This window comes from Hydrogenophaga sp. UC242_53 (assembly GCF_042696965.1).
GTDB lineage: Bacteria > Pseudomonadota > Gammaproteobacteria > Burkholderiales > Burkholderiaceae_C > Hydrogenophaga.
In genome coordinates, this window is sequence record NZ_CP170552.1 from 3,634,281 (window position 1) to 3,653,624 (window position 19,344).

Genomic DNA, 19,344 nt, shown 5'->3' on the forward strand with positions numbered 1-19,344 from the left:
GTTTGCGAAGGCCTTGAGGGCCGGGCGTTCCAGGTCGTCGGCGAGCGCGCCTATGGCCGTTGCGGGCGCTGCGAGGCCACCTTTCTGTTCCCCGAACACCGGCCCTCGCCCGAGGCCGAACGCGCCGAGTACGAACTGCACCGCAACACCGGCGACGACGCGGGCTACCGCGCCTTCCTGGCCCAGGTGCGCAGCACCGCTGCTGCAGCGCCTGGCGCCCGGGTGCAGCGGGCTCGACTACGGCTGCGGCCCCGGCCCGGTGCTGGCCGACCTGCTGCGCGAGGCCGGCCACACGGTGGCCCTGTACGACCCGTTCTTCCACCCCGACACGGGCGCACTGGCCACCCCCCCACGACTTCATCACCTGCACCGAGGTGGCCGAGCACTTCCACGACCCCGCCGCCGAGTTCCGCCGCCTGGACGCGCTGCTGCGCCCGGGTGGCTGGCTGGCGCTGATGACGCGCTTCCAGACCGACGACGCGCGCTTCGCGCAGTGGCACTACCGCCGCGACCCGACCCACGTGGTGTTCTACCGCGAGGCCACGCTGCGCTGGCTGGCGCGCCACCATGGCTGGCACTGCGAAGTGCCTGGCGCCAACGTGGTTCTGATGCAGAAGCGCCCCGCCCCCGCGTGAGACAATCGCCCCTCCTCACAGCCTCTGGACACATACCATGAACCGCTGCCGACCCGCCCTCGTGCGCACCCTCGCCGGCCTGAGCACCGCGCTCGCCGCCACCCTCCTCCTGATTCCCGCCAGCGCCGCCCACGCGCAGGCCGTGCAACGCGAGTTCCCGGCCAAGGCGCTGCGCGGCACCATGGTGGTGGTGCAACCGCCACTGGTCGGCCATGGACGACCGCGCCACGCGCTTCGCACCGGGCGCGCGCATCCTCGACAGCACCAACAAGCTGGTGATGTCCTCCACCCTGGTCAACCAGGAACTGGTGGTGAACTACACCCTCGACCAGCGCGGTCAGGTCCACCAGGTGTGGCTGCTGACCGAGGCCGAAGCGAAGGTCAAGCGCCCGGGCTACGGCACGCAGCGCAACTTCGTCTTCGAGTCGCAACAGACCCTGCCCGCCGGCGCGCCGGCCCGCACCACGAACTGAGTCCCCCGGCGCCTGCCGCGGTCACCATGGCCGCGGCCCCGCCCATGGCGCGCGCCCGCGGCGCGACGCCCTTTCCCGAACGGAATTCCCCATGAGCAAAAAAGTCTTCATCAAAACCTTCGGCTGCCAGATGAACGAGTACGACTCGGACAAGATGGCCGACGTGCTGGGCGCCGCGCAAGGCTACGAGCCCACGCAGGACGTGGAAGAGGCCGACCTGATCCTCTTCAACACCTGCTCGGTGCGCGAGAAGGCGCAGGAGAAGGTGTTCAGCGACCTCGGCCGCGTCAAGCACCTCAAGGAAAAGGGCGTGCTGATCGGCGTGGGCGGCTGCGTGGCCAGCCAGGAAGGCGCCGAGATCATCAAGCGCGCGCCCTATGTGGACGTGGTGTTCGGCCCGCAGACCCTGCACCGCCTGCCGGAACTGCTCAACCAGCGCGCGCGCCAGGCGCTGCCGCAGGTGGACATCAGCTTCCCCGAGATCGAGAAGTTCGACCACCTGCCGCCGGCCAAGGTCGAGGGCGCCTCGGCCTTCGTGTCCATCATGGAAGGCTGCTCCAAGTACTGCAGCTACTGTGTCGTGCCCTACACGCGCGGCGAAGAGGTCAGCCGCCCGTTCGACGACGTGCTGGTGGAGGTCGCGGGCCTGGCCGACCAGGGCGTGAAGGAAGTGACCCTGCTGGGCCAGAACGTGAACGCCTACCGCGGCGCGATGGGCGAGACCAGCGAGATCGCCGACTTCGCCCTGCTGCTGGAGTACGTGGCCGAGATCCCTGGCATCGAGCGCATCCGCTACACCACCAGCCACCCCAACGAGTTCACGCCGCGCCTGATCGAGGCCTACGGCAAGATCCCGCAGCTGGTGAACCACCTGCACCTGCCGGTGCAGCACGGCAGCGACCGCATCCTGATGGCGATGAAGCGTGGCTACACCGCCATGGAATACAAGAGCACCGTCCGCAAGCTGCGCGCGATCCGGCCCGAGTTGGCATGAGCAGCGACTTCATCGTCGGCTTCCCCGGCGAGACCGAGGACGACTTCCAGAAGATGATGAAGCTCATCACCGACGTGGGTTTCGACACCAGCTTCAGCTTCATCTTCAGCCCGCGCCCCGGCACGCCGGCGGCCAACCTCACCGACGACACGCCGCACGAGGTCAAGCTCAAGCGGCTGCAGCACCTGCAGGCGGTCATCGAGGAGAACGTGCGCCGTATCAGCGCCAGCCGCGAAGGCACGGTGCAGCGCATCCTGGTGGAGGGCCGCTCGCGCCGCCCCGGCAAGAACGGCGAACTCGAGCTGATGGGCCGCACCGAGTGCAACCGCATCGTCAACTTCGACGGCGGCCCCCGGGCCGAGCGCCTGCTCGGCCAGATGCTCGACGTGCGCATCACCGAGGCGCGCCCGCATTCGCTGCGCGGCAGTCTGGAAATCACCCCCGCAGCGCTGCGCGCGACCCCCTCGATGAGGCAACACCTGCCGCCCGGCAAAGCCGGTTCCGCGGTGTTTCTGGATTGAGCACCCCTCGGTGAAACCGCTGCGCTTCTCCTTCCAGCAGCTGCTGCTGGTCGCCTTCCTGCTCATCGGGGCGCTGCTCGGCGTGGCGGCGGTGCGCGCGCTGTTCTCGCTCGAGACCCTGATGGCGCAGAGCCGCGAGAGCGCGGCGCAGGCAATCGCGCTGTCGACCGCCGCGCAGTCGCTCTCCGAGCGCAGCCTGACCATGGAGCGCGCGGCGCGCCAGTCGCTGGTGCTGCGCGACCGGCAGCTGCGCCAGCGCTTCGACGAAGCCGCCGGCAACGCGCGCGACATCCTGCGCCGGCTCGAGGACAACGAACTGCCGCCCGACTTCGCCACCAACTGGCGCGACCGGCTGGACGCGATCACCGTGCTGCTGGACGGCCCGCCCGAAACCGCGCTGGACCGCGAGCGCGAGGTGGCGCAGGCCTTTCGCGAGATCGACGGCCACAGCGCGTCCATCGCGCAGAAGGTGCAGTCCATCATCACCGGCCGCAACGAGGCCCTGCAGGCCCGCTTCGAGACCAGCCGACAGGAACTCACGCAGCAGGTGGTGGGCTCCATCGGCATCGCGGCCATCCTGGCGCTGGGCTTCGGCATCTGGCTCGCGCGGCCGTTCAAGCGGCTGGAGAAGGCCATCCAGGGCCTGGGCGAAAACCGGCTCGACGTGCCGATCGACATTCGCGGACCGTCCGACGTGCGCCGCGTGAGCCAGCAGCTCGAATGGCTGCGCCTGCGGCTGACCGAGCTCGATGCCGACAAGGCGCGTTTCCTGCGCCACATCTCGCACGAACTCAAGACGCCGCTGGCCTCGCTGCACGAAGGCGTGGCGGTGCTGGGCGACGGCGTGGCCGGCGCGCTCAACCCCAGCCAGGCCGAGGTGGTGAACATCCTGCAGCACAACACGCAGCTGCTGCAGCACCAGATCGAGGCGCTGCTGCGCTTCAACGCGGCGGCCTTCGAAGCCCGCCAGCTCAAGCGCGAGCGCACCGACCTGCTGGCACTGCTCGAGGACCAGGTGGACACCCAGCGCCTGCAGTGGCAGGCCCAGTCGCTGAACGTGCGCGTCGAGGGCGTGCCGACCACGATGCCACTGGACCGCGAGAAGATCGCCTCGGCGGTGGGCAACCTGCTGTCCAACGCGATCCGTTTCTCGCCGCCCGGTGCGCAGCATCCGCCTGGTGCTGCTGGACCTGCCGGGCCGCGCCTGCATCGACATCGTGGACCAGGGCCCGGGCGTGGCCGAGGCCGACCGCGACCGCATCTTCGAACCCTTCTACCGTGGCGAACGGCAACCGAGCGGCGCCGTGCGCGGCACCGGCATCGGCCTGTCCATCGTGCACGAGTACATTCTGGCCCACGGGGGCCGCATCACCCTGCTGCCCCAGCGCCAGGGTGCCCACTTCCGCATCGAACTGCCCCATGCCCATTAGCCCATCCCACCCCACCCACGCAGGGCGCCTCACCGGCCTGGTCGCCGCGCTGGCCCTGTCGCAGGCCGCCTGCGGCACGGCGCCGACCGCGCCCGAGACCGTCGGCAACGGCACGGTGACCATCCAGATGACCAACCCCACGGTCACCGTGGCCACCGCGCCGCCCCTGGTGACGCCGGTGACGGCCCCACCCTCGCAACCCCCCATGGTGCTCAGCGGTGACACGACCCCGGTGCCCGACGTGGTCACGGCCCTGCTGAGCTACGCCGACCGCTTGCACGCGCTCAGCCCCGCCGACCTCGCCGCCGAGATCGTGGTGCAGGGCGACCCCGGCAACGTGGCGCTGCGCCAGATGCAGCTGGCCCTGGCGCTGACCCACCTGCGCCAGCCGGCCGACACCGCGCGCGCGCTCGGTCTGTTCCAACGCGTGATCGCCCACCCCGGCCCCGAGAGCCTGCCGCTCAAGCCGCTCGCCCGGCTGCTGGCCAACCGCCTGCTGGACCAGCGCAAGCTGGAGGAAACCACGGACCGCCAGGCCCAGCAGTTGCGCGACAGCCAGCGCCGCATCGACCAGCTCAACGAACGGCTGGAAGCCATGCGCGCCATCGAGCGCAGCCTCACCACGCGCCCACCGGCCGCCGCGCCCAACGGCGCGCGCCCCACCACGCCATGAACGCCAGCCCCGAGCGGCCTTCGGCGCCGCGCGCACGGCTGCTGGTTGTCGACGACGACGCCGACATGCTGCGCCTGCTGGCCATGCGCCTGGGCGCGGCGGGCTACCAGGTGACCTCGGTCGGCTCGGCCGAGGCCGCGCTCAGCCAGCTCGACATCGAACGGCCCCAGCTGGTGCTCTCCGACGTGCGCCTGCCCGGGCGCGACGGCCTGGCGCTGTTCGACGAGATCCGCGCGCGCCACCCCTCGCTGCCGGTGATCCTGCTGACCGCGCACGGCACCATCCCCGATGCGGTGGAGGCCACGGCGCGTGGCGTCTTCACCTACCTCACCAAGCCCTACGACGCCAAGGAACTGCTCGAGAAGATCGCGCAGGCCCTGGCCCTGGGCGCGCCCGCGCACCAGAACACCCACGTGGACGAGGCCTGGCGCAGCGAGATCGTGAGCCGCTCCAACCGCATGGCCGACCTGCTGGCCGAGGCGCGCATGGTCGCGCAGTCCGACGCCAGCGTGCTGCTGCGCGGCGACTCGGGCACCGGCAAGGAAATGCTGGCGCGCGCCATCCACAAGGCCAGCGCGCGCGCCAACCGCCCCTTCATCGCGGTGAACTGCGGCGCGATCCCCGAGGCCCTGCTCGAATCCGAGCTGTTCGGCCACATGAAAGGCGCGTTCACCGACGCCGTGGCCAACCACAAGGGCCTGTTCCAGGCGGCCGACGGCGGCACGCTGCTGCTCGACGAGATCGGGGACATGCCGCCGGCCCTGCAGGTCAAGCTGCTGCGCGTGCTGCAGGAGCGCGCGGTGCGCCCGCTGGGCTCGAGCCAGTCGCTGCCGGTGGACGTGCGCATCATCTCGGCCACCCACCGCGACCTGGAAGACGCGATGGCCGCCGGCCAGTTCCGCGAGGACCTGTACTACCGGCTCAACGTGGTCACGCTCACGCTGCCCACCCTGGCCGAGCGGCGCGAGGACATCGCCCTGCTGGCCAACCACTTCCTCGCCCGGCTCGCGGCCAAATACGGCAAGCGCAGCTCGGGTTTCGCGCCCGAGGCGCTCAAGGCGCTCACCCTGGCGGCCTGGCCCGGCAACGTGCGCCAGCTCTACAACGTGGTCGAGCAGGTCTGCGCCCTGTCGACCACGCCGCTGGTCTCGCTCGCGCTGGTGCAGCGCGCGCTGCGCACGCCGTCGATCGAGGTGCTCAGCTTCGCCGACGCCAAGCAGCGCTTCGAGCGCGAGTACCTGGTGGACCTGCTCAAGATGACCGACGGCAACGTGGCCGACGCGGCCCGCCTGGCGCAGCGCAACCGCACCGAGTTCTACCGCCTGCTGCAGAAACACGCCCTGACCCCGGGGCTGTTCAAAAGCGATGCGCCGGGCGCCGCCAGCGACGCTGTCGCCGATGAGTGACAAGGCCAAGCCCTTGTTTTTGCTGGTTTTTTTCTGAACGAAGGCCCAGCCTGTCGCCATTCGGCGACAAAAACGGGGCTTGAAACGCCCGCCAGCGCGGCGAAACGCCGAAAACACATCTGGATACGGGAAAAGTCGTTGATCTGATTGGGTTTTTTCGGGTTGGCACAGGGTTTGCCCTTATACCGGCATGCCCTTCACGATTCGCCCGTTTTTCACCACCCGCCGCCTGCGCGGCTGGGGCGTGCTCGGCGCCCTGCTGGCCTCGTTCTGCGGGGCGTCGGCCCACGCACAGCGTGTGGACTGGGACCAGATCACCCAGCTCGCCAAGGCGCGTGCCCAGCAGCCCTATCAGGCAAACAGCGACAAGCTGCCCGCCGAGCTCGCCACCATCACCTACGACCAGCTGCGCGACATCCGGTTCAAGACCGACCAGTCCGTCTGGCGCGCGCAGAACCTGCCCTTCGAAGCCCAGTTTTTTCACCTCGGCCTGTACCAGACCGAGCCGGTGCGCATCCATGAACTGACGGCCGACGGCACGGTGAACCACCTGCCCTACCGGGGCGCCGATTTCGACTACGGCAAGAACACCTTCGACACCAGCCGCTGGGGCGACCTGGGCCACGCGGGCTTTCGCCTGCACTACCCGCTCAACGGCCAGGCCTACAAGGACGAGCTGATCGTGTTCCAGGGCGCGAGCTACTTCCGCGCGCTCGGCGCGGGCCAGCAGTACGGCCTGTCGGCGCGCGGCCTGGCGATCGACACCGTGGGCGGCAGCGGCGAGGAGTTCCCGCGCTTCTCCGAGTTCTGGCTGCAGCGCCCCGCCGCGGGCGCGACCGAGGTCACCGTGTTCGCGCTGCTCGAATCGCCGCGCGCCACCGGCGCCTACCGCTTCGTGATCCGCCCCGGCCAGCAGACCACCACCACGGTGACCACGCGCGTGTTCCTGCGCGCCGGCGCCGGCCCGGTGAACACCCTGGGCATCGCCCCGCTCACCAGCATGTTCCTCTCGGGCGAGAACCAGCCCATGCCCGGCGACTTCCGCCCCGAGGTGCACGACTCCGACGGCCTGATGATGGTCAGCGGCGAAGGCGAGTGGCTGTGGCGCCCGCTGCAGCGCCCCAAGGCGGTCACGGTCAGCTCCTTCACCCTGCAGAACCCGCGCGGCTTCGGCCTGATGCAGCGCGACCGTGCCTTCGCCAATTACGAAGACGTGGAAGCGCGCTACGAGCGCCGCCCGAGCGCCTGGGTCAAGCCGGTGGGCGACTGGGGCGCGGGCCGTGTGGAGCTGGTGCAGCTGCCCACGCCCGATGAGACGCACGACAACATCGTCGCCTACTGGGTGCCCGCCCAACTGCCTGCCGCCGGCCAGCCGCTGGAACTGAGCTACGAACTGGCCTGGCAGGGCGACACCCAGCAGCGCCCCCCGTCGAGCTGGGTCACCCAGACCCGCAAGGGCTATGGCTTCACCCGCCTCTCGCCGGCCGAGCAGGCGCGCCAGCCGCAGTACGTGATCGATTTCGCCGGCCCCGCGCTGGACAGCCTGCCCGCCGGTGCGCCCGTCAAGGCGGTGGTCACGGCCAACACCAATGGCCGCGTGCTCGAAACCCTGGCCTACCCCAATCCCGCCACGCGCACCTGGCGCGTGACCGTGCGCGTCGAGCGCGTGGACCCGACCCAGCCGGTCGAGCTGCGCGCCTTTCTTCAACACCACAACGACACCGTGAGCGAAACATGGACACATCTGCTGCTTCCCGAATGAGCACGGCCCACCCCAGTTCGCACCCCGGTGCGGCGCCTGAAAGCCTTCCCATGCCCCAGCATGCCCTGACCCAGCTGCGCGAAGAGCGCCACCCCAATTCCGTCACGGCGCCTCCGATCAACCGCGGCTCCATGGTGCCTCGCCCCTGGCGCGGCTTCTGGAACAGCATCGGCACCGCGCTGCTGAGCACGGCCAGCCGCGTGCTGCCCCCGCGCACGCCCGCCGTGGCGTCCGCCGAGGTCGCCGAAGCGCCCATGGCCTGGCAGAGCGCGGCCAACCGCCGCCGACTGGTGTTCGCCCTGCTCACCGTGGTGAGCACCGCGTTCGCCACCAGCCTGTTCGCCGATGCACAGCCCGAGCACCACAACGCCTGGCTGCAGTACGGCCAGCTCGCGCTGTTCGGCCTGCTCTCGGCCTGGGTCGTCACCGGCTTCGTGACGGCGCTCATGGGCTTCTGGGTCTCGCTGTTCGGTGACCGCCACACGCTGCGCGCGGCCGACGTGAAAGACCACGCCATGAACCCCGAGGCGCGCACGGCGATCATCATGCCGATCTGCAACGAGGACGTGGCGACCGTGTTCGCCGGCCTGCGCGCCACCTGCGAATCGCTCGCCGCCACCGGCCACGCCGGCCAGTTCGACGTGTTCGTGCTCTCCGACAGCTACAACCCCGAGATCGCCCAGGCCGAACGCAAGGCCTGGGAAGACCTGCGCGCCGCGCTGGCCGCCCAGCCCGAGCTGCCGTCGATCGAGGTGTACTACCGCCTGCGCACCCGCCGCACGCACCGCAAGGCCGGCAACGTGGCCGATTTCTGCCGCCGCTGGGGCAAGGACTACCGCTACATGGTGGTGCTCGACGCCGACAGCGTCATGAGCGGCAACTGCCTGGTGTCCATGGTCAAGCTGATGGAAGCCAACCCCCGCGCCGGCATCGTCCAGACCGCCACCCAGGCCATCGGCCACGCCACCCTGCATGCGCGCGCGCAGCAATTCGGCTCGCGCGTGACCGGGCGCCTGTTCACGCTGGGCATGCAGTTCTGGCAGCTGGGTGAGTCCCACTACTGGGGCCACAACGCGATCATCCGCGTCGAGCCTTTCATGAAGCATTGCGCGCTGGCGCCCATCAAGGGCACGGGCGGCATGTCCGGCGGCATCATGTCGCACGACTTCGTCGAAGCCGCGCTGATGCGCCGTGCCGGCTACCACGTGTGGCTGGTGTCCGACCTGACCGGCAGCTACGAGCAGCAGCCGCCCGACCTGCTGAGCGAACTGCAGCGCGACCGCCGCTGGTGCCAGGGCAACCTGCAGAACTCGCGCCTGATGGCCGAACCCGGCATCCACCGCGTGCACCGCACCATGTTCGCCATCGGCGCCATGTCCTACCTCTCGGCCCCGCTGTGGCTGGCCTTCCTGTCCATCGGCACCGCGCTGTGGGCGGCCGATTCCAGCGCCATCCCGAGCTGGCAGGCCGTGCCCGAAGAACTGCGCGCGCTGTGGATGTGGACGCTGACCATGCTCTTCATGCCGCGCGTGCTGGGCCTGCTGGCGGTGTTCATGAAGGGTGAGCAGAAGTCCTTCGGTGGCACCGTGGGCCTGCTGGGCAGCTCGGCCGTAGAAACCGTGCTGGCCCTGATGCAGGCGCCGATCCGCATGCTGGCGCACTCGCTGTTCGTGCTGGTGGCGATCACCGGCCTGAAGCTGGAATGGAAGTCGCCTCCGCGCGAAGCGGCCGGCGTGACCTGGCGCGACGCCGTGGCGCGGCTGGCCCCCATGACGCTGGTGATCGGCCTGCTGGCCGTGGGTGTGGCCGCGATCAACGCCAACGCGCTGATCTGGCTGGCACCGGTGGCGATGCCGCTGCTGCTGGCGGTGCCGCTGACCGTGCGCACCAGCCATGTGGACCTGGGTGCCTGGATGCGCTCGCGCGGTGTGCTGCTGATTCCCGAAGAATCGTGGTCACCCGCGGTGCTGCGCCGCGCCTGGCGCCATGCCAGCCGCTTCGGCCTGCCGCACGCGGCCTGACCGGCTCCCCCGTTTCCGTCCAACGCGCCGCTCTTGCGGCGCGTTGTCGTTTCAGCGCACGACGCTGTAGTTCGCCGGTACGAAGCGGTAGCCCTTGCCCTCGCGGCGCAGGTGGCCGATGCCGGGGAACGAGAGGTGGGAAGCCGCGACCCAGTAGCCGTTCTTCGCGGCGTCCGCGTAGGCCTTCTGGCGCTGCGCGGCGGCGGCCTTGCTGTCGGTGTCGAATGCGATGGTGACGGCCGGGTTGGCGAACTGCACTGCGGCGACGTGCATCAGGTCGCCCCACAGCACCAGCTTCTGGCCCTTGCTTTCCACCAGGTAGGTGCTGTGGCCCGGTGTGTGGCCGCGCGAGGCCTGGGCCTTGATGCCGGGCACGAGTTCGGTGTTGCCGTTGAAGGGTTTGAACTTGCCGGCGCTGATGTAGGGGTTGAGCGCAGCCATGGCGCCCTGGAAGAAGCCTTTGGCGTCGGCCGGTGCTTTTTCCATCTGGGCCTGGCTGAGCCAGAAGTCGGCATCGTGCTGGTCGGCGTGCACGGTGGCGTTGGGGAAGGCACGCTGGTCGCCGGCCAGGAGGCCGCCGACGTGGTCGGGGTGCATGTGGGTGACGATGACCGCATCCACCTGGTCGGGCTGGTAGCCGGCGGCCTTGAGGTTGCCGAGCAGTTTGCCGAGGGTGGGGCCGAAGAGGCCGGCGGCGCCGGTGTCCACCAGCACGAGTTGGTTGCCGGTGTTGATGAGGTAGGCGTTGACGGAGGTTTCGACCGGGGCCTTGAGGAAGGACTGGTTGAGCGCGGTCGTGACCTTGCCCGGCTGGGTGTTGGTGAGCAGCTTGTCGACCGGCAGGTCCACCGTGCCGTCGGACAGCGCGGTGATCTCGAAGTCGCCCAACATCATGCGGTAGTAACCCGGCGCCGAGGTCTTGACCATGGGCGCTCCGGCTTGGGCCGTTGCCGCCCCCAGAGCCAGGGCGATGGCGAGGGAGGTTTTCTGCAGCCAGCGATGGGTGTTCATGGGGTTTTGCTCCACTTGGGTTGACGGGGTTTGTGAGGATACGGCTTACTTCATTCCAACGGGTGGGCAGGGTCGGGTGGTCCGGTCATGCGGGCGCCGGCCGCTCGCGGGCGACTGCCCGGGTCCGCCTTCACCCCTTCGTCAACGCCGCTTGAGCACGCCCACTTTTGTGGCAACCGCGAATGGGGCCGGCGCCCGCATGCCCAAACCACCCGCCCCCAAAGAGATGCTGGCGCACCACGCTTGGCGTGCCTACGTTGTTTCGCAGGACGGTGGCGATGCCCGAATGCGCAGGCCCCCATTCGCGGTTGCCACAGAAGGTGCGCACCAGCAACGCTGTTGATGAAGGGGTGCATGCGAACCAGTGCAGCCGCCCGCGAGCAGGGCCGGAGCAGTCGGGCATCGCCACCGGCCTGACGCGAGGCAGACGCCAGAAACCTCAAGAAGAGCGACGAGAAACCAACCAGCCCCCGAGCTGATTCACCACCAGCCCCATCAACACCGCCCCCGTCCCCAGCCACTGCTGAAACAAGGGAAGTTCGCCAAAGAAAACCCAGGCCGCCGAAAGCCCCACCACCGGCACCAGCAAAGAAAACGGCGTCACCCGCCCAGCCGGATGGCGCTGGAGCAACTGCGTCCACAGCGTGTAGGCCAACAAGGTCGCCAGCCACGCCAGAAACAACACCGCCAACACCGCCGACAGACTCAAGCCCGCCACCTGCGCCCACACCACCGAAGGCCCATCCATCCACAGCGCCAACGCCATGAACGGAACAATCGGAACAACGCTGCTCCACACAATGAACGGAAACGGCTCGTAATCCGCCACCCGACTCGCCAACCGCGCCACCAGATTCGACACCGCCCACATGAACGCCGCCGACAAGGTCAGCACAAAGCCCGCCAGCGTCATCTGCCCCGGCCCCTCCCCGTGCGCCGTCGCGATCAGCACCAGCCCACCCAAGGCCACCAGCAAACCCAGCCCCTGCGACCAGCGCGCCCGCTCACCCAGCACCGGCACCGCCAGCAACAACGTGAAAAACGCCTGCGTCTGCATCACCACCGACGCCATGCCCGCCGTCATCCCCATCTGCAGCCCCAGGAACAGAAAACCGAACTGCCCCAGACCCTGCGCCAGGCCATACGCCACCACATAGCGCCACGGCAGCTTCGGAAACTTCACGAACAGCAGGAACGGCAAGGCCGCCGCCGCAAAGCGCAAGGCCCCCAGCAACATCGGGCCGATGCCCTGCAGGCCGATCTTCATCACCACGAAGTTCAAACCCCAGATCACCACCACCGCAAGCGCGCGCAGCAGATCGCCGCGCGAAAGAGGCACAGGGTTCACGCCATCACTTTCACCGGTCGCCCCTGCGCAGCGCGCGCGGCCACAAAAGCATCGAACGCCTGTGCGCTGGTCTTGCGCGGCGTGTAGCCAAAACGCTGCTTCAGCGCGGTGTTGAGCAACACCGGCCGGTAGCGCAGGAAATCGAGCTGCTCCGGGCCGTAGCGGCTCACGCCCAGCGAGCTGCCCACGCGCAGCAGCGTGCGCAACAGGCCCGCCGGCAGCACGCGCGGTTTCTTGCCCAGGCGCGCGGCGATCTCGCGGATGGTCAGCGCGCCGTCACCGGCCACGTTGTAGCAGCCGGGCACGGCCTCGCCACTCAGCGCGTGCACGATCGCACCGGTCACGTCCTCGTCCCAGACGAACACGAAGGGGCTGTCGCTGCCGGCGATCGCGATCAGGCGCGGTTTCTCGAACAAGGCCGTGATCTGGTTGTCCACCCGCTCGCCCAGGATGGTGCCGATGCGCAGCACGGTCTGGCGCAACGCCGGGTGGGCCGCGCGCGTTTCGGCGAGCATCTCTTCCACCAGGCGCTTGTGGTGCGCGTACGCGAACACCTCGTTGCCGCGCAACGCGTGGTCTTCGGTCAGCCAGGCCGGGTTGTCCGCGTGGTAACCATAGGCCGCGCCGCTGGACGAGACCACGAGGTGGGCCACGCCGTGGGCGAGGCAGGCCTGGATCACGTTGCGCGTGCCGCCCACGTCGACCGAATGTTCGAAGGCCCGGCTCGACCCCTTGCCCGGCGTGACGATGGAGGCCAGGTGCACCACGGTGTCGATGCCGTGCGCCTCCACCGTGGCGGCCAGGGCGCGGTCGCGCACGTCTTCCACCACGTAGGCCACGCGCGGTGAACGCCGCGCGACGGGCACCTCGCGCACGTCCACCGCCACCAGGTGTTCGATGTGAGGCTCGCGCGCCAAGGCGTCGATCAGCCCGCGCCCGAGGAAACCGTCGGCGCCCGTGACCAGCACGCGCCGGGCGGCCGGCGCCTTGTCCATGGCCGCGCTCATGGCTTTTCGATCCCCGGCACGCCGCCCTGCAGCGGTCTGCGCGCCCACCAGCCCGCCAGGATCAGGCCGGCGATGATGTCCCAGAAGCCCCAGACGCCGGCCACCACGGCCATGCCGCCCAGGCCACCGAAGAAGCTGAAGATGATGACCAGGCCCAGGCCCGCGTTGCGGATGCCGACCTCGATCGACACCGCGCGGCGGTCGTAGTCGGGCAGGCCGGCGGCGCGCGCGATGGCGTAGCCGGTGCCGAAGGCCAGCGCGTCGTGGATCACCACGGCCAGCAGCACCAGGCCCACGTAGTCGAGGAAGTAGCGCCAGTTGCCCGCGATGGCGCCGACGATGAAGGCGATGAGCGCGAGAAAACTGAGGATGCGCACCGGCTTCTTGAAGCGCGCGGTCCAGTTCGGAAAGCGGTGCGCGCACCAGATGCCCAGCACGAAGGGCACGCCGATGATCAGCAGGATGTGGCCGAACATCTCCAGCGGGTCCAGCGCGATGGTCTTGAGCAGGGGCGCGGCGGTGGGGTGGATGCCGCCCCAGAAAGCGAAGTTCAGCGGCATGGCCACGATGGCGATGGCGTTGGACACCGCCGTCATCGAGACGCTGAGCGCGACGTTGCCGTTGGCGCGGTGCGTGAGGATGTTGCTCACGTTGCCCGGCGGGCAGCAGGCCACCAGGATCATGCCCAGCGCGATGCTGGGGCCTGGCTGCAGCAGCAGCGTGAGCGCATAGGTGATGGCCGGCAGCGCGATGAACTGCGCCACGATGCCCACCGTGAACGCCAGCGGCATGCGCATGACACGGCGGAAATCCTCCAGGCGCGTGTCCAGCGCGATGCCGTACATCAGGAAGGCCAGCACCGCGTTGAGCACGGCCAGCGAAGCCGGGTTGAAGTTGAGGCGGATTTCGTCCACGGGCAGCATGCGGGTCTCCTGTGTCTGTTGTCTTTGTCGTCGGGCGGGATGTCAGGCCAGGGCCTCGGCCGCCTGGCGCACGGTGTCGCGGTAGACGTTCTTGTTCACGTAGTAGGCCATGCGCTCGAGCTGCAGGTACTTGTAGCCGCCGGAGAGGTCGGGCGGCGGCCCCGCCTTGGCGATCCGGAACGCTCTGGCGCTGGCCTTGCCTTCGTCCAGCCCCTTGAAATAGCGCGCCACCAGCTCGGCCTGTTCATAGCGGCCCTGCCAGCCCAGGCCGCTGGCCTCGACCATGCCGAGCACGGCGAGGCGGTCGAAGCGCGGCGCGAAGATGTTGAGGTAGAGCCGGGGCGCCATGCCCTGCCAGTTGAGCAGCGCGGGGTCGAGGAAGGGGTAGTGCAGCCTGTAGCCGGTGGCCGCGAGCACCAGGTCGTACTCGCCTTGGCGCCCGTCCTTGAAGTGCACGGTGTGGCCGTCGAAACGCGCGATGTCGGCGCGCACGCCCACGTCGCCATGGCCGATGTGGTACAGGATGAGCGAGTTCACCACCGGGTGCGACTCGTACATCTTGTAGGTCGGCTTGGGAAAACCGAAGCGCACCGGGTCGCCGGTGAACCACTTCAGGATGGTGCTGTCGATCTTCTGCTTGAGCCAGGGCGGCAGCCGGATCTTGCCGCCGAGGGTGTCGGCGGGTTGGCCGAACACGTACTTGGGCACGAAGTAATAACCGCGCCGCACCGAGATGTCCACGCTGCGCGCCTGGTGCACGGCGTCGACGGCGATGTCGCAACCCGAGTTGCCCGCGCCCACGATGAGCACGCGCTTGTAGCGGAATTGGTCGGCGCTCTTGTAGGCCGAGGTGTGCAGCAGCTCCCCGGAGAAGTGGCCTTCGAAGCGCGGCATGTTGGGCTCGGCCAGGGTGCCGTCGGCCACCACCACGCCCTTGTAGTCGGCGGTGGTCTGAAGGCCGTCCGCGTCTTCGGTGGTGACGCGCCACAGCGTGCCGGGCGCATCACTCACCGGCACCACGCTCAGCACGCGCACACCGAAGCGGTAGTGCTCGCGCAACCGGAAGTGGTCGGCGAAGGCGCTGAAGTAGTCCAGCAGCTCACGGTGGCTCGGGTAGTCGGCCACGCGCTCGGGCATGGGGAACTCGCTGAACTCCGTCATGCGCTTGCTGGAGATCAGGTGCGCCGACTGGTACACCGTGGAGCGCGGGTTGTGGATGTTCCACAGACCGCCGACGTCGGTGTGGGCCTCGAAGCCCTGGAAGGGGATGCCGTGTTTCTGCAGGCAGCGCGCGCCGGCCAGGCCCGAGGGGCCGGCACCGATGAGCGCGATCTGTTGTTCGGTGGGTGTCGTCATTTTTTCAGGCCTGGAATGTCGGTCGCGCCGGGTTCGCCCGCGCGCGGCTTGCGCGGCTGGCCGAGCAGGATGCGGTCGTGCAGGCGCGCGGGCAGCAAGTCCAGCGCGTGCGAAAGCCAACCGATGCGCCGGGGCAGCACGATGTGTTCGGTGCCGGCGGCCACGCCCGCGAGCAGGCGCCGCGCGGCCTCGTCGGCTTCGAGCAGGCCGGGCATGGCGAAGCGGTTGCCGGCCGTGAGCGGTGTGCGCAGGTAGCCCGGGCTGATGGTGTGCACGCGCAGCGCCGTGGGACGCAGCTCGGCGCGCAGGCTTTGCAGGTAGGCGATCAGGCCGGCCTTGCTCGCGCAGTACGCACCGTTGCCTGGCATGCCGCGCCAGCCCGCGAGGCTGGCCACGCCCACCAGCGCGCCGCGCCGGCCGCTCTCGCGCATGGGCGCCAGAAAGGGCTGGAAGGTGGTGCGCAACGCCGAGCAGGTTGATCTCGAGCATGCGGCGCATCACGGCGAGGTCGCCGGCCTGAGCGGTGTCGAAGCCGCCGGCCACGCCCGCGTTGGCGATCACCAGGTCGGGCGCGCCGAAACGGCCCATCCAGTCGGCGGCCATGGCCTGCATCGCGGCCGCGTCCGACACGTCGGGCTGGTAGATCGCGCAACGCTCCGGCTCGAGCGCGGCCAGCGCCTGCAGCGCGGGACGCTGCAGGCCGACCAGGGCCACGCGCGCGCCACCGGCGATGAGCTCACGCGCCAGCGCCTGGCCCAGGCCACCGCAGGCGCCGGTCACCACGGCGTTGTGAAAGCTCGGCGTCGTCGTCAAACCACCCATCTCCTCGAAGTTGTGCCCGCAATGTAGGGGTCTCTAGAATTCGTCTCGGAATAATTTATGGATTCGTCTCATTTTTCGAGATATGAACACAGAAACCGACAACAGCCCGGGCCTGCGGCTGATGGAGCTGCTGGACCTGCTCACGCGCCACGCCCAACCGATGGCCCTGCCCGAGGTGGTCGCATTGACCGGCTGGCCCAAGCCCACCGTGCACCGCATGCTCGCACAATTGGAGCAAGGCGGTTGGCTGGTGCGCGAGCCCGACGGCCGGCGCTACGCGATGGCCACGCGCCTGCTGCGCATGGCCGAGGCCGCCTTGAGCAACAGCACGCAGCAGGGCGTGCGCCACGCGGTGCTGCGCCAGCTGGTGGCCGAGGTGGGCGAGAGCTGCAACCTCACCGCCCTGTCGGGCGCGGAGGTGGTCTACCTCGACCGCGTGGAGTCGGCATTTCCGTTGCGGCTGGAGCTGCGCCCGGGCACGCGCGTGCCGGCGCATTGTTCGGCCAGCGGCAAGCTGTTCCTGGCCTGGATGGGCGCGCGCCAGCGCCGCACCGTGCTCGACGGGCTGGTGCTCACGCGCTACACCGCCAACACGCTGACGCTGCGCGAGGCCCTCGAAGCGGAGCTGGAGGCGATCCGGCGCGACGGCCACGCGGTGGACGCCGAGGAGTTCGTCGAAGGCCTGGTGTGCGTGGCGGTGCCGGTGTTCGCGCCCGGCCAGCGCACGGTGCGCTGCGCGCTCGCCCTGCAGGCACCGGCCGCGCGCATGGCGCTGGCACAGGCCCGGTTGCAGCTGCCGCGCCTGGAGGCGGCGGCGCAGGCGCTGGCCCGCACCCTGGGCTGACGCCTCAGTACAGCGTGTCGCGCTGGCGCGCGGGCAAGGCGCGGTCGTAGGCAACGCCGTCGATGGCGTTGTGCGTCAGGGCCGCGAGCATCTCGCCGGCCGTGGGCACCGCCGCCGCGGCTTCGCGCGCGTCCCACAGGCTGGCGCGCTTCATGGCGCGGGCGCACTGGAAGAACACCGTGTCCACCGTGATGACCAGCACGCACCGCGGCGGCTTGCCGTCCATGGCCAGGCGCTGCATCAGGTCCGGCGCCACCGAGATGCGCGCGCGGCCGTTCACGCGCAGCGTCTCGCCCACGCCGGGCACCAGGAACAGCAGGGCCACGCGCGGGTCGGCCAGGATGTTCTTGAGGCTGTCGATGCGGTTGTTGCCAGCGCGCTCGGGCAGCAACAGCGTGTGTTCGTCCTGGATGCTCACGAGCCCGGGCGGATCGCCGCGCGGCGAGGCGTCCAGCCCGTCGGGGCCGAGGGTGGCGAGCACCGCGAACGGCGAGGCCTCGATCCAGCGCTGGTAGACCGGGTGCAGGCGCGAGACCTCCTTGCGCACCGACGCGTCGCCCACCGGGCCGAACAGCGCCTGCAGCGAAGCGAGATCCTGAATGGTGTGGAGGTCGTCGGTGGGCGCGGTCATGGCGGTGGCGTCCTCAACCCATGCCGGGCAGCTTGGGCATGCCCTTCATGCCACCCATGCGTTTCATCATCTTCATCATGCCGCCGCCCTTCATCTTCTTCATCATGTCCTGCATCTGCTCGAACTCCTTGAGCAGGCGGTTGACTTCCTGCACCTGCACGCCCGCGCCGGCGGCGATGCGGCGCTTGCGCGTGGCCTTGATGATCTCGGGCTTGCGGCGCTCCTTGAGCGTCATGCTGCAGATGATGCCTTCCTTGCGCTTGATGTCCTTCTCGGCGCGGCCCATGTCGACCTCGCTGGCCTTGGCGGCCATCGCGGCGGGCAGCTTGTCCATCAGGCTGGAGAGGCCGCCCATCTGCTTCATCTGGCGCAACTGGTCGAGGAAGTCGTTGAGGTCGAAGCCCTCGCCGCTCTTGACCTTGGCCGCGAGCTTCTGCGCCGCCGCCATGTCCACGCCGGCCGTGACCTGCTCGACCAGCGCCAGGATGTCGCCCATGCCGAGCACACGCTGCGCGTGGCGGTCGGCGTCGAACACCTCCAGACCGTCGATCTTCTCGGACACGCCGGCGAATTTGATCGGCGCGCCGGTGATGGCGCGCACCGAAAGCGCCGCGCCGCCGCGCGAATCGCCGTCGAGTTTGGTGAGCACGATGCCGGTGAGCGGCAGCGCGTCCTTGAACGCCTTGGCGGTGTTGATCGCGTCCTGGCCCTGCATCGCGTCCACCACGAACAGCGTCTCCACCGGCTTGAGCACGGCGTGCAGTTCCTGGATTTCGCGCATCAGCGCCTCGTCGATCGCCAGGCGGCCGGCGGTGTCGACCAGCAGCACGTCGAAGAAATGCCTGCGCGCGTAATCGATCGCGGCGCGCGCGATGTCCACCGGTTTCTGGTCGGGCGTGCTGGGGAACCATTCGGCGCCGGCCTGCGCGGTCACGGTCTTGAGCTGCTCGATGGCGGCCGGGCGGTAGACGTCGCCCGAGACGGTAAGCACCTTCTTCTTGCGCTTCTCGATCAGGTGCTTGGCCAGCTTGGCGGTGGTGGTGGTCTTGCCGGCGCCCTGCAGGCCGGCCATGAGGATCACCGCCGGCGGCTGCGCCGCGAGGTTGATGTCGGCCACGCCGTCGCCCATGGTCGCGGCGAGCTCGCGGTTGACGATGCCCACCAGCGCCTGCCCGGGCGTGAGCGAGCCCACCACCTCCTGGCCCAGCGCCTTCTCCTTCACCCGCGCGATGAAGTCGCGCACCACCGGCAGGGCGACGTCGGCCTCCAGCAGGGCCATGCGCACCTCGCGCAGCATGTCGGTGACATTGCCCTCGGTGATGCGGGCCTGCCCGCGCATTTCCTTGACGATGCGTGAAAGTCGGTCTGAAAGGGCTGAAGCCATGCTGCCTCGGGTAGAAGGGGAAAAGGGCGGAAACCCGCGTCGGGCGGGCGGTCAGGCGGGCGCCTGGGTCGGCGGACCGGCGCGTCCAGGAGGGACAAGGCCG

General features: G+C 69.5%; 15 protein-coding genes and 3 pseudogenes. 9 read left to right on the forward strand and 9 right to left on the reverse strand.

All coding sequences use genetic code 11. The features are described 5' to 3' along the window. Positions 1-59 precede the first annotated feature (59 nt). From ACFJI0_RS18295 to mdoH, 8 genes and pseudogenes are all read left to right on the forward strand, one after another. Positions 60-635, forward strand: coding sequence for a class I SAM-dependent methyltransferase (locus ACFJI0_RS18295; RefSeq protein ID WP_382321659.1), 576 nt, complete (start codon positions 60-62; stop codon positions 633-635). A 212-nt stretch (positions 636-847) separates the two neighbouring features. Continuing rightward, positions 848-1,108 carry a hypothetical protein gene (locus ACFJI0_RS18300; RefSeq protein ID WP_382321662.1) on the forward strand — a complete coding sequence of 87 codons (261 nt, stop codon included), beginning with the start codon at positions 848-850 and terminating at the stop codon, positions 1,106-1,108. Between the two features lie 91 nt (positions 1,109-1,199). Beyond that, positions 1,200-2,539, forward strand: a pseudogene (gene miaB / locus ACFJI0_RS18305) (tRNA (N6-isopentenyl adenosine(37)-C2)-methylthiotransferase MiaB); the annotation flags it as partial. Positions 2,540-2,618: 79 nt separating this feature from the next. Further along, positions 2,619-4,053 (forward strand): annotated as a pseudogene (locus tag ACFJI0_RS18310) (ATP-binding protein). Then, the gene (locus ACFJI0_RS18315; RefSeq protein ID WP_382321665.1) at positions 4,043-4,726 is read left to right on the forward strand and encodes a hypothetical protein; all 684 of its coding nucleotides are present in this window, start codon (positions 4,043-4,045) and stop codon (positions 4,724-4,726) included. The pseudogene ACFJI0_RS18310 and the gene ACFJI0_RS18315 overlap by 11 nt, the downstream one beginning before the upstream one ends. Further along, on the forward strand, positions 4,723-6,132 hold the full coding sequence (locus ACFJI0_RS18320) for a sigma 54-interacting transcriptional regulator (RefSeq protein ID WP_382154692.1): 1,410 nt from the start codon (positions 4,723-4,725) through the stop codon (positions 6,130-6,132). Before ACFJI0_RS18315 ends, ACFJI0_RS18320 begins: the two co-directional genes overlap by 4 nt. Before the next feature lie 190 nt (positions 6,133-6,322). After that, on the forward strand, positions 6,323-7,894 hold the full coding sequence (locus ACFJI0_RS18325; RefSeq protein WP_382321668.1) for a glucan biosynthesis protein G: 1,572 nt from the start codon (positions 6,323-6,325) through the stop codon (positions 7,892-7,894). Between the two features lie 50 nt (positions 7,895-7,944). Further along, the gene (gene mdoH, locus ACFJI0_RS18330) at positions 7,945-9,915 is read left to right on the forward strand and encodes a glucans biosynthesis glucosyltransferase MdoH (protein ID WP_382321670.1); all 1,971 of its coding nucleotides are present in this window, start codon (positions 7,945-7,947) and stop codon (positions 9,913-9,915) included. Between the two features lie 51 nt (positions 9,916-9,966). On the opposite strand, the gene ACFJI0_RS18335 is transcribed toward mdoH, so the two are convergent. The 7 genes and pseudogenes from ACFJI0_RS18335 to ACFJI0_RS18365 form a co-directional block, all read right to left on the reverse strand. Next, positions 9,967-10,926, reverse strand: a complete 960-nt coding sequence (locus ACFJI0_RS18335) for an MBL fold metallo-hydrolase (protein ID WP_382321673.1) — start codon at positions 10,924-10,926, stop codon at positions 9,967-9,969. Between the two features lie 439 nt (positions 10,927-11,365). After that, positions 11,366-12,274, reverse strand: coding sequence for an EamA family transporter (locus tag ACFJI0_RS18340; RefSeq protein ID WP_382321675.1), 909 nt, complete (start codon positions 12,272-12,274; stop codon positions 11,366-11,368). Then, positions 12,271-13,281 carry an SDR family oxidoreductase gene (locus ACFJI0_RS18345; protein WP_382321677.1) on the reverse strand — a complete coding sequence of 337 codons (1,011 nt, stop codon included), beginning with the start codon at positions 13,279-13,281 and terminating at the stop codon, positions 12,271-12,273. The genes ACFJI0_RS18340 and ACFJI0_RS18345 overlap by 4 nt, the downstream gene beginning before the upstream one ends. Next, complete coding sequence (locus tag ACFJI0_RS18350; RefSeq protein WP_382321679.1) at positions 13,278-14,204, reverse strand: bile acid:sodium symporter family protein; 927 nt, start codon at positions 14,202-14,204, stop codon at positions 13,278-13,280. The genes ACFJI0_RS18345 and ACFJI0_RS18350 overlap by 4 nt, the downstream gene beginning before the upstream one ends. Positions 14,205-14,246: 42 nt before the next feature. Continuing rightward, positions 14,247-15,560, reverse strand: coding sequence for a flavin-containing monooxygenase (locus tag ACFJI0_RS18355; RefSeq protein ID WP_382325717.1), 1,314 nt, complete (start codon positions 15,558-15,560; stop codon positions 14,247-14,249). Next, on the reverse strand, positions 15,557-15,991 hold the full coding sequence (locus ACFJI0_RS18360; RefSeq protein ID WP_382325720.1) for an SDR family NAD(P)-dependent oxidoreductase: 435 nt from the start codon (positions 15,989-15,991) through the stop codon (positions 15,557-15,559). Before ACFJI0_RS18360 ends, ACFJI0_RS18355 begins: the two co-directional genes overlap by 4 nt. Before the next feature lie 79 nt (positions 15,992-16,070). Next, positions 16,071-16,382, reverse strand: a pseudogene (locus ACFJI0_RS18365) (SDR family NAD(P)-dependent oxidoreductase); the annotation flags it as partial. A gap of 82 nt (positions 16,383-16,464) precedes the next feature. Here ACFJI0_RS18365 and ACFJI0_RS18370 point away from each other — a divergent pair. Beyond that, positions 16,465-17,226, forward strand: coding sequence for an IclR family transcriptional regulator (locus tag ACFJI0_RS18370; RefSeq protein ID WP_382321681.1), 762 nt, complete (start codon positions 16,465-16,467; stop codon positions 17,224-17,226). Between the two features lie 4 nt (positions 17,227-17,230). Here the strand turns inward: ACFJI0_RS18370 and ACFJI0_RS18375 are convergent, their stop codons facing one another. Beyond that, the gene (locus tag ACFJI0_RS18375) at positions 17,231-17,857 is read right to left on the reverse strand and encodes a pyridoxamine 5'-phosphate oxidase family protein (RefSeq protein ID WP_382321683.1); all 627 of its coding nucleotides are present in this window, start codon (positions 17,855-17,857) and stop codon (positions 17,231-17,233) included. A 13-nt stretch (positions 17,858-17,870) separates the two neighbouring features. Then, the gene (ffh, locus tag ACFJI0_RS18380) at positions 17,871-19,241 is read right to left on the reverse strand and encodes a signal recognition particle protein (RefSeq protein ID WP_382321685.1); all 1,371 of its coding nucleotides are present in this window, start codon (positions 19,239-19,241) and stop codon (positions 17,871-17,873) included. Between the last annotated feature and the right edge of the window lie 103 nt (positions 19,242-19,344).